This is a genomic window from Pirellulales bacterium (assembly GCA_035939775.1).
Taxonomy (GTDB): domain Bacteria; phylum Planctomycetota; class Planctomycetia; order Pirellulales; family DATAWG01; genus DASZFO01.
In genome coordinates this window covers 1-7,231 of sequence record DASZFO010000047.1, presented here as the reverse complement: position 1 = coordinate 7,231, position 7,231 = coordinate 1, and the positions used below count along the sequence as shown (strand labels likewise).

At 62.1% G+C, this 7,231-nt stretch carries 8 protein-coding genes; 4 read left to right on the top strand and 4 right to left on the bottom strand.

Going from position 1 to position 7,231, the window contains the following annotated elements:
• The coding region (locus tag VGY55_02150; protein ID HEV2968760.1) for a hypothetical protein at positions 1-231 on the bottom strand (231 nt) is incomplete at its 3' end.
• 287 nt (positions 232-518) lie between these two features.
• Between VGY55_02150 and lpdA the strand changes: the two genes are divergently transcribed.
• Entirely contained in the window at positions 519-1,946 is a 1,428-nt protein-coding gene (gene lpdA / locus VGY55_02145; protein HEV2968759.1) for a dihydrolipoyl dehydrogenase, read from the top strand.
• Here lpdA and VGY55_02140 read toward each other — a convergent pair.
• Positions 1,919-2,896, bottom strand: a complete 978-nt coding sequence (locus VGY55_02140; GenBank protein ID HEV2968758.1) for a TIGR01212 family radical SAM protein — start codon at positions 2,894-2,896, stop codon at positions 1,919-1,921. The two genes, lpdA and VGY55_02140, sit on opposite strands and share 28 nt — an antisense overlap.
• A gap of 119 nt (positions 2,897-3,015) precedes the next feature.
• Here VGY55_02140 and VGY55_02135 point away from each other — a divergent pair, with 119 nt between their 5' ends.
• Together VGY55_02135 and rsgA are read left to right on the top strand one after the other, a co-directional pair.
• Positions 3,016-3,501, top strand: a complete 486-nt coding sequence (locus VGY55_02135; protein ID HEV2968757.1) for an FHA domain-containing protein — start codon at positions 3,016-3,018, stop codon at positions 3,499-3,501.
• Between the two features lie 7 nt (positions 3,502-3,508).
• On the top strand, positions 3,509-4,639 hold the full coding sequence (rsgA, locus tag VGY55_02130; GenBank protein ID HEV2968756.1) for a ribosome small subunit-dependent GTPase A: 1,131 nt from the start codon (positions 3,509-3,511) through the stop codon (positions 4,637-4,639).
• Between the two features lie 31 nt (positions 4,640-4,670).
• On the opposite strand, the gene VGY55_02125 is transcribed toward rsgA, so the two are convergent.
• Positions 4,671-5,495, bottom strand: coding sequence for a lysophospholipid acyltransferase family protein (locus VGY55_02125; protein HEV2968755.1), 825 nt, complete (start codon positions 5,493-5,495; stop codon positions 4,671-4,673).
• A gap of 178 nt (positions 5,496-5,673) precedes the next feature.
• Between VGY55_02125 and VGY55_02120 the strand changes: the two genes are divergently transcribed.
• The gene (locus VGY55_02120; protein HEV2968754.1) at positions 5,674-6,159 is read left to right on the top strand and encodes a YfcE family phosphodiesterase; all 486 of its coding nucleotides are present in this window, start codon (positions 5,674-5,676) and stop codon (positions 6,157-6,159) included.
• A 75-nt stretch (positions 6,160-6,234) separates the two neighbouring features.
• On the opposite strand, the gene VGY55_02115 is transcribed toward VGY55_02120, so the two are convergent.
• Positions 6,235-7,231: PQQ-binding-like beta-propeller repeat protein (locus VGY55_02115; GenBank protein ID HEV2968753.1), on the bottom strand; the 997-nt coding region annotated here is incomplete at its 5' end.

Below are 7,231 nucleotides of genomic sequence, written 5' to 3'. Positions count from 1 at the left end.
CGACGATAGACCCGCTCCAAGGTTCTTGGCCGTCCAGAGCAGCGGCGGGCCGTCTTCCGGCCACTTGTCCAAGAGCCCGGTCTCCGTCGACACGCTGTCGCGGTTCGGGCCGCGCCATTGAGGCCAATCCCCTTCCTTGATTGTCTGCGGTGCTGCGGCCAATGCAGCGAAAGCGAACGCCGCAACAAGGCTGGCAGACAAGATAACGGGATGGCGGTGGATCGCGCGCATGCGATTGCTCCTGATGTATAGAATGGCGGGGAGGACTCGGCGGGCTGGCTGCAAACGAGGTCAAACGGCGGGAAACGGCGCTACGACGCGACACTCGGCCGCAAATGCCGTCTGCCGAAAGTTTACCTGCGACAATGCCGAATCGCAAGCTGGGCCGATGATGCCCATGCTTGACGGTCGGGCGAACGTCGCACAGACTATTTCGTCTAACGGTTTGAATCGAGAACGCAGAGCTTTTTCGGCGATACGTACCCAGGCACCGCCCGGGTACGAGAAGAAGGGTGCTCATGGAAACGCAATTGGTTGTGCTCGGTGGCGGACCGGGGGGCTACGCCGCCGCATTTCTCGCCGCCGATATGGGGGCGAAGGTGACGCTCGTCGAGGCCGAGCCGCGGCTGGGGGGCGTTTGCCTGCTGCGCGGATGCATCCCGTCCAAGGCGCTGCTTCACGTGGCGCGCGTGCTCAGCGAAACAAAGGAAATGGAGCAATGGGGCGTCGCGTTCTCGCCGCCGCGGATGGATATCGCCAAGATGCGCGCCCGCAAGGAGAAAGTGATCGACACGCTCTCGGGCGGCCTAAAGCAACTGGCGAAACGGCGCGGCGTCGAGGTGATCCAGGCCCGCGGTTACTTCGAGAACTCGACCACGCTGCGGCTCGATCGGCTCGATAAGCCGGGGCAAACCGATCGGCTCATCTTCGAACATTGCATCCTGGCCACCGGATCGCGGCCAATGAGAATCCCCGCCTTTGATCTGCCCACGCCGCGGATCATCGACTCGACCGGGGCGCTCGAATTGCCTGACGTTCCCGAATCGCTCTTGGTGGTCGGCGGCGGGTACATTGGCTTGGAAATGGGGACCGTCTACGCGGAACTCGGCAGCAAGGTAAGCGTCGTCGAGCTGACCGATGGCTTGCTTCCCGGCGCGGACCGCGACCTGGTCAAGCCGCTTCACAACCGGCTTGAAAAGCTGTTCGCGGAGATCCATCTGAAGACGAAAGTTGTCTCCTTGGCCGATAATAAAGACTCAATCGAGGTTAGGTTTCAGGGGGCCGAGGGCGGCGAGGACAAGACCGAGCAGTTTAGTCGCGTGTTGGTAAGCGTCGGCCGGCGGCCGAATAGCAACGATATGGGCCTGGAGAGCACAAAAGTCAAAATCGACCAGCGAGGGTTCGTCGTCACCGACGATCGCCAGCAGACAGCCGATCCGCACATTCTGGCGATCGGCGACGTGGCGGGCGAACCGATGCTGGCCCACAAGGCGTCGCATCAGGGGAAAGTGGCGGTCGAGGCGCTTCTGGGCGAGCCGGCCGAATTCCATCCACTGGCGATTCCCGCCGTCGTGTTTACCGATCCCGAGATCGCCTGGGCGGGGCTGACGGAAGAACTGGCCCGCCGCGAGGGGCTGGCGATCGAAGTCAGCCGATATCCTTGGGCCGCCAGCGGGCGGGCGCAATCGCTCGGGCGAACCGAAGGCCTGACGAAGTTTCTCATCGATCCCGAAACCGATCGTGTGCTGGGCGTCGGGATCGTCGGCGTCGGAGCGGGCGAATTGATCGCCGAAGGAGTCGTCGCGATCGAGATGGGCTGCACCGCCCGCGACATCGGTGAATCGATCCATCCGCATCCGACGCTCAGCGAAACGCTGGCCTTCGCCAACGAAGCCTACCTCGGCACCGCGACCGAAATCTATCGCCCGCGACAGACGGCGGGGTAACCATCGCATCGTTTCCCTTGCCACGTGTCGCGGCGCGCGAGTTCGGCAAAGAGCGCGGCGCGGATCGCCGGTTTGTCCAAGCACCACGAGGGGCCGACGAAATAATCGGGCGGGGCTTCGCCACTGATCCGTTCCACCACGCAATCCGGCGGGAGCAACTCGAGGAAATCGACCAGCGTGCGGATGTATTCGTCGCGCTCCATCAACGTCGCTGCGCCGGCGGCCACCTGGTCGGCCAACGGCGTGTTCTTGACGGCATAGAGGTTGTGGATCTTCACCGCGTCCGGCCGCAAACGGGCCAACTCGCCGGCGGTTGCCAGCATGTCAGCGTGCGATTCGCCGGGCAGGCCGAGCATTACGTGGGCACAGATCTCAAATCCGCGGCCGCGGCTCCGCTCCATGGCATCGATGAAAGCATCGTGATGATGGCCGCGGTTCATCCAGTCGAGCGAGCGATCGTGCATCGTCTGCATTCCGTATTCGACCGAGAGATAAGTTCGTTCGGCCATTTCGGCGAGCAGATCGAGCACCTCGTAGGGCACGCAGTCCGGCCGAGTGCCGATCGCCAGCCCGACGACCTTGGGATGGGCGATCGCCGCTTCGTAGAGGGGCCGGAGTCGGGCGACCGGGGCATAGGTGTTTGTCGCCGGCTGAAAATAGGCCATGAAGCGATCGACGTCATAGCGCCATTTGAGGCGGCGGATGCCTTCGTCGATCTGGCCAGCGATCCCTTGCCGCGGCAGGCGGCGGCTGGGGCTAAAGCTGCGGTTATCGCAGAACGTGCAGCCGCCGCGAGCCACGGTGCCATCGACGTTGGGACAGGTGAAGCCCGCGTCGATGCTGACCTTTTGCACTCGGCAACCGAACTTGCGGCGGAGGAAGAAGTTATAAGCGTAGTACCGCAAGCCCGCCTCGCGCCAATTCGTCGCGATTTCGGCTCCGACGGCCATAGAATTCGTTGACGGTTAAAAGGCGTTTGTTTACAGTTGGAATAGGAACGGTCGCGGTGGCATATCGCCACGCGGATTCATCATAAAGTCATCGGAAATCGGTAACAAGCGGAGGCATTATGTTCGCGGAACCACAATCCTTAGGGGAATTGGTGCCGATCGGCGGCGGCGACCCCATTCCGCTGTTGAAACGGACGCTATTGGTTGGGCGGCGTGAAAGCTGCGATATTGTCTTGCGATTCCCCAATGTCTCGACCCACCATTGCCAACTCACGTTGATCGCCGGGTATTGGTACGTAAAGGACCAGGCGAGCAAGAATGGAGTTAAGGTCAACGGATCGCGGGTGACCGAAAAGCGACTCGACCCGGGAGATGAGTTGGCGGTCGCCAAGCATAAATATGAGATCAACTATTCGCCGATCGATCTCGGCGCCGTCGGCCCGCCGCCGGCCGAGGATCAGCAGAACGAAATCTTCTCGAAGTCGCTGCTCGAACGGGCCGGATTGACGCGCCCCGGCAAACCGCTCCCCGGCGCGGAACCGAAGCGCTACAACGTGCTCGACAACTCGGCTGGACAGATCAAGGACCCGAATCGGATCGTGTAGTCGCCGGATGGCGAAAAAGAACAAGAAGATTCGCACGGACTTTCGCAAGAACCGCGGGTCGCGGCCGCGAACCGGCGATCTCACCCGGTCGTTCTCGACCGACGACGAGCAGAGGCTCGACGCGCCGCGCGACGAGCGGATCAGCGGCAAGGGCGAACTGACCCGCAAACGGACGGTGATTGGCCAGGAGGCCGACGCCGATCAAGGCGGCTTCGCAGTGCGGCCCGAGGTCGGAGGGGCCAGCCGCCGTGGGCGCGTGCTCAAGGTGCATGGCCTGACGAGTGTGGTGCAAGCCGAAGACGGTTCGCTGCACCAATGCGTCACGCGCCGCCTGCTGCGGACCCTCAGCACCGATCAGCGGCACGTGGTCGCAGCCGGCGATTGGGTCTATTTCCGCTCCGACCGATCGGGCGATGGGATCATCGAGCGGATCGAGCCGCGGCGCGGCGTGCTCTCGCGTTCGAGCCGTGGCCGGCAACATATTATTGTCGCTAACGTCGATCAAATCGTGATTATTTCGAGCGCGGCGGAGCCGTATTTGAAGCCGAATTTGATCGACCGGTTTCTCGTCACCGCCGAGCAGCACCGAATTCGCGCGGTCATCTGCATCAACAAGGTCGACCTGGTCGATCGTGCCGGTCTCGAGCCGCTCGTCGGCGTGTATAGCCGAATGGGCTATCAAGTTCTCCTCACGTCCACCAAGACGGCCTTGGGAATTGAACGGCTGCGGCGCGCGATGGCGGGCGGGGCGAACGTGATCGTCGGGCAGAGCGGCGTCGGAAAATCCTCGCTTCTGAATAGGATCGAGCCCGAGTTGAATCTGCGGGTGGCGACCGTCAGCGCCGAATCACAGAAGGGACGGCACACGACGACGACCGCTCAACTGTTGCCGCTCTCCAGCGGCGGATACGTGATCGATACGCCGGGCATTCGACAATTCCAGCTTTGGGACGTGATTCCCGAAGAGGTCGCCGGCTGCTATCGCGATCTGCGGCCCTACGTGAGCCTCTGCAAGTTTCCCGATTGCACTCACACACACGAAACCGACTGCGCCGTGAAAGATGCCGTGGCCGACGGGCGGCTCGACGCTCGCCGATACGAGAGCTATTGCCACCTGCGCGCCGGCGAACTCGAATGAAGCCGGGCAAGGAGCGGCCACTTCGTCGCCGTCAAGCAGGGCGCTTAAGTTGCTCGGCGGGTTTGTCCTCGCCGCCATGGTCGATCAATTCTTCGGGCTTCCAATTGCGGCCGGCGACTTGGGGTTCGAAATCTTCGGCGCCGGCTAAGCGAGCGATTTCTTTCAAGAACCGCTTGGTCAGCTCGACCGTAACTCCCGGCTCTTTCTCGCGGCCGTAGAACTCGGACAGATCGATCAAGTCGCCGACGATCACCTGGACACGGGCCGACATGAACAGCGGGCCGATCGTTGAGCCATTGTAGGGCGCGCCGGATATGTAGCAGGGAATCACCGGCACTCGAGCCCGCAGCGCCACCAGCGCCGCGCCGGGCCGGCCCGGCAAGAGCAACTCGTTGGTCTCGTTGATTCGTCCCTCGGGCAACATGCCGACGAGTGCGCCAGCGCGGGCCAAACGGATCGCCTGCCGCACCGCGGCCGTGTCGATGCCGGCACGGCCGGTGGGGATCGCCTCCACTCCGCGAAAGAACCAGCCAAGCGAGCGGCTAACGCAGTATTCTTTCGCCACCATCCAATGAATCAGCCGCGGCGCCGCGATCTGGAGAAACACGGGATCGAAGCCGCTGCGGTGATTGGCGATAATGACGGCGCCTTGCCCGGCCGCGATCGGCATCGGCCGGTTCACGCGAGTGCGCCAACGGAGCCGATTGAGGATCGCATTGAGTCCGAGCAGGAATCCCTGCAAGAACGTCAGCCGATACTGCCTCATATAGACAATGATTCCAGCCAGCGGAACGAGAATGACGAGCGTCGCCAAAAGGCCGACGGAGATGACTTCGGGCGCGGCGGAGATCAACATGGGGACCAGCCAGTTTCGCGACGCAAGTGGCGATACGATTGCGAGCAGGATGCGGTCCGATTCTGCGAACCGCACGCTATAATCATAGGGCGGCGACGAAGTGCCGCAAGGCGAGTTCGCCGCTGGCGCGACACACGCACACATTGAGCCGGGCGGCGTCAGCCCCCGGATTGCTGAAATGACGCTTTTAGGGATTGTCAGCGACACGCACGGCGACATCGTCCGAACGCGCGCAGCAGTCCAAATGCTCGAATGCCTCGAAGTCGCAGCGGTGCTCCATTGCGGCGACATCGGCACTCCCGAAATCATTTCGCTCTTCGCGGCCTGGCCGACGCATTTTGTCTTCGGCAATTGCGACCACGACCGCCAGACGCTGGCCCGAGCGATCGAGAATGCGGGGCAAACGTGCCACGGCACATTCGGCCAACTCGATTTCGAGGGCGTGCGAATCGCCTGGCTGCACGGCGACGATGCGGAGTTGCTTGAGGAGACAATCGCCGGCGGCGATTGGAACCTCGTCTGCCACGGCCACACGCACGTCGTGCGACAAGAGCAGCGGGGAAACACGCTGGTGCTAAACCCAGGCGCGGTGCATCGAGCAAACCCGCACACGATCGCCACGATCGAACTGCCGGACCGAATTGTGAACGTCGTCGGGATTTAGAACCGGTCACAAATTCGGCCGCTCCTCGAAAATCGTGTTGGAAAAAGTGTTGGAAAAAGGGTCAGACCGTTGCGCTCACTTTTTCTGGATATCGTAGCAGAACAGCACATCCTGATCGCGTATGTACAGCTTGCCGTTCGCTATGACCGGATGCGACCATGCCGGCAATTCACTACGGTCGGGCTGTTCGAAGCGGCCGCGCTCGACATACTTTGTTCGATTCGGCTCGATCAGAAGCATCGTGCCATCCTCGACGCGATAGTAGAGCCGGCCATCCGCGAACGCAACTGACCCCTTATCCGTCTCGCGCTTGCCGCGTTGGTCCCATAAAACTTCGCCAGTTTTGAAGTCAAGGCAAATCAGCGCGCCTCCTCCATTACCGCCGTTGGCTCCATAGAGGCTGTCGTCGATGACAATCATCCCGCCGTGATGATTCTGCATCCTCTTCGTGGAATAGACTTCCTTGGGGACGATCTTCCCGCCGTCATCTTTTGTCAGCTTGACCATTCCGCCGCCGGCGCCGTAGGCCGATGCGGCGAACAGCATGCCGTCGTGGTAGAGCGGCGTGGTGCAATTGATGGCCATGCCATTCGCCGGAGCTTTGTACTGCCAGAGGAACTTGCCGTCGCTCGCCGCAACTCCGACAAGAGCCTGGGCAGCGAGTTGGACGTACTGGCGCTGGCCATCAAAATCGATCGGAATCACTGATGCGTAGGCGGCCCCAGCGCCACCGGCACCACCGAAACCGCCGAAGCCACCGGGTCCGCCGCCGAACCCACCACGGCCGCCTCCCGCACCGCCAACCAGTTGGCTCGTCCGGCCTCCCTCGAAACCTTTGTCGGGTTGCCACACTTGCCCCTTCGAATCTGTGAATGGCGCGGACACTCCGGCCTTTACGCGGATTGCCGCGGCGGCAGACTCCGCTTCTTTCTTTGCCTCAGCCTGCGGAAGTAGTTCGATCGCACAAATCGCGGGGTTTTCAACCTTTGCCGTGAAGTCAATGCGGAACTCTCCGTCGGTCACTTCCACCGGCACGACTTCGACATAGGCCCGTTTGGAACCGCCGGCCTTC

Bases quoted from the DNA above. Each gene is read 5' to 3' on its own strand.
- lpdA (HEV2968759.1), top strand. From the start codon at position 519: ATGGAAACGCAATTGGTTGTGCTCGGTGGCGGACCGGGGGGCTACGCC.
- VGY55_02140 (HEV2968758.1), bottom strand. From the start codon at position 2,896: ATGGCCGTCGGAGCCGAAATCGCGACGAATTGGCGCGAGGCGGGCTTG.
- VGY55_02135 (HEV2968757.1), top strand. From the start codon at position 3,016: ATGTTCGCGGAACCACAATCCTTAGGGGAATTGGTGCCGATCGGCGGC.
- rsgA (HEV2968756.1), top strand. From the start codon at position 3,509: ATGGCGAAAAAGAACAAGAAGATTCGCACGGACTTTCGCAAGAACCGC.
- VGY55_02125 (HEV2968755.1), bottom strand. From the start codon at position 5,495: ATGTTGATCTCCGCCGCGCCCGAAGTCATCTCCGTCGGCCTTTTGGCG.
- VGY55_02120 (HEV2968754.1), top strand. From the start codon at position 5,674: ATGACGCTTTTAGGGATTGTCAGCGACACGCACGGCGACATCGTCCGA.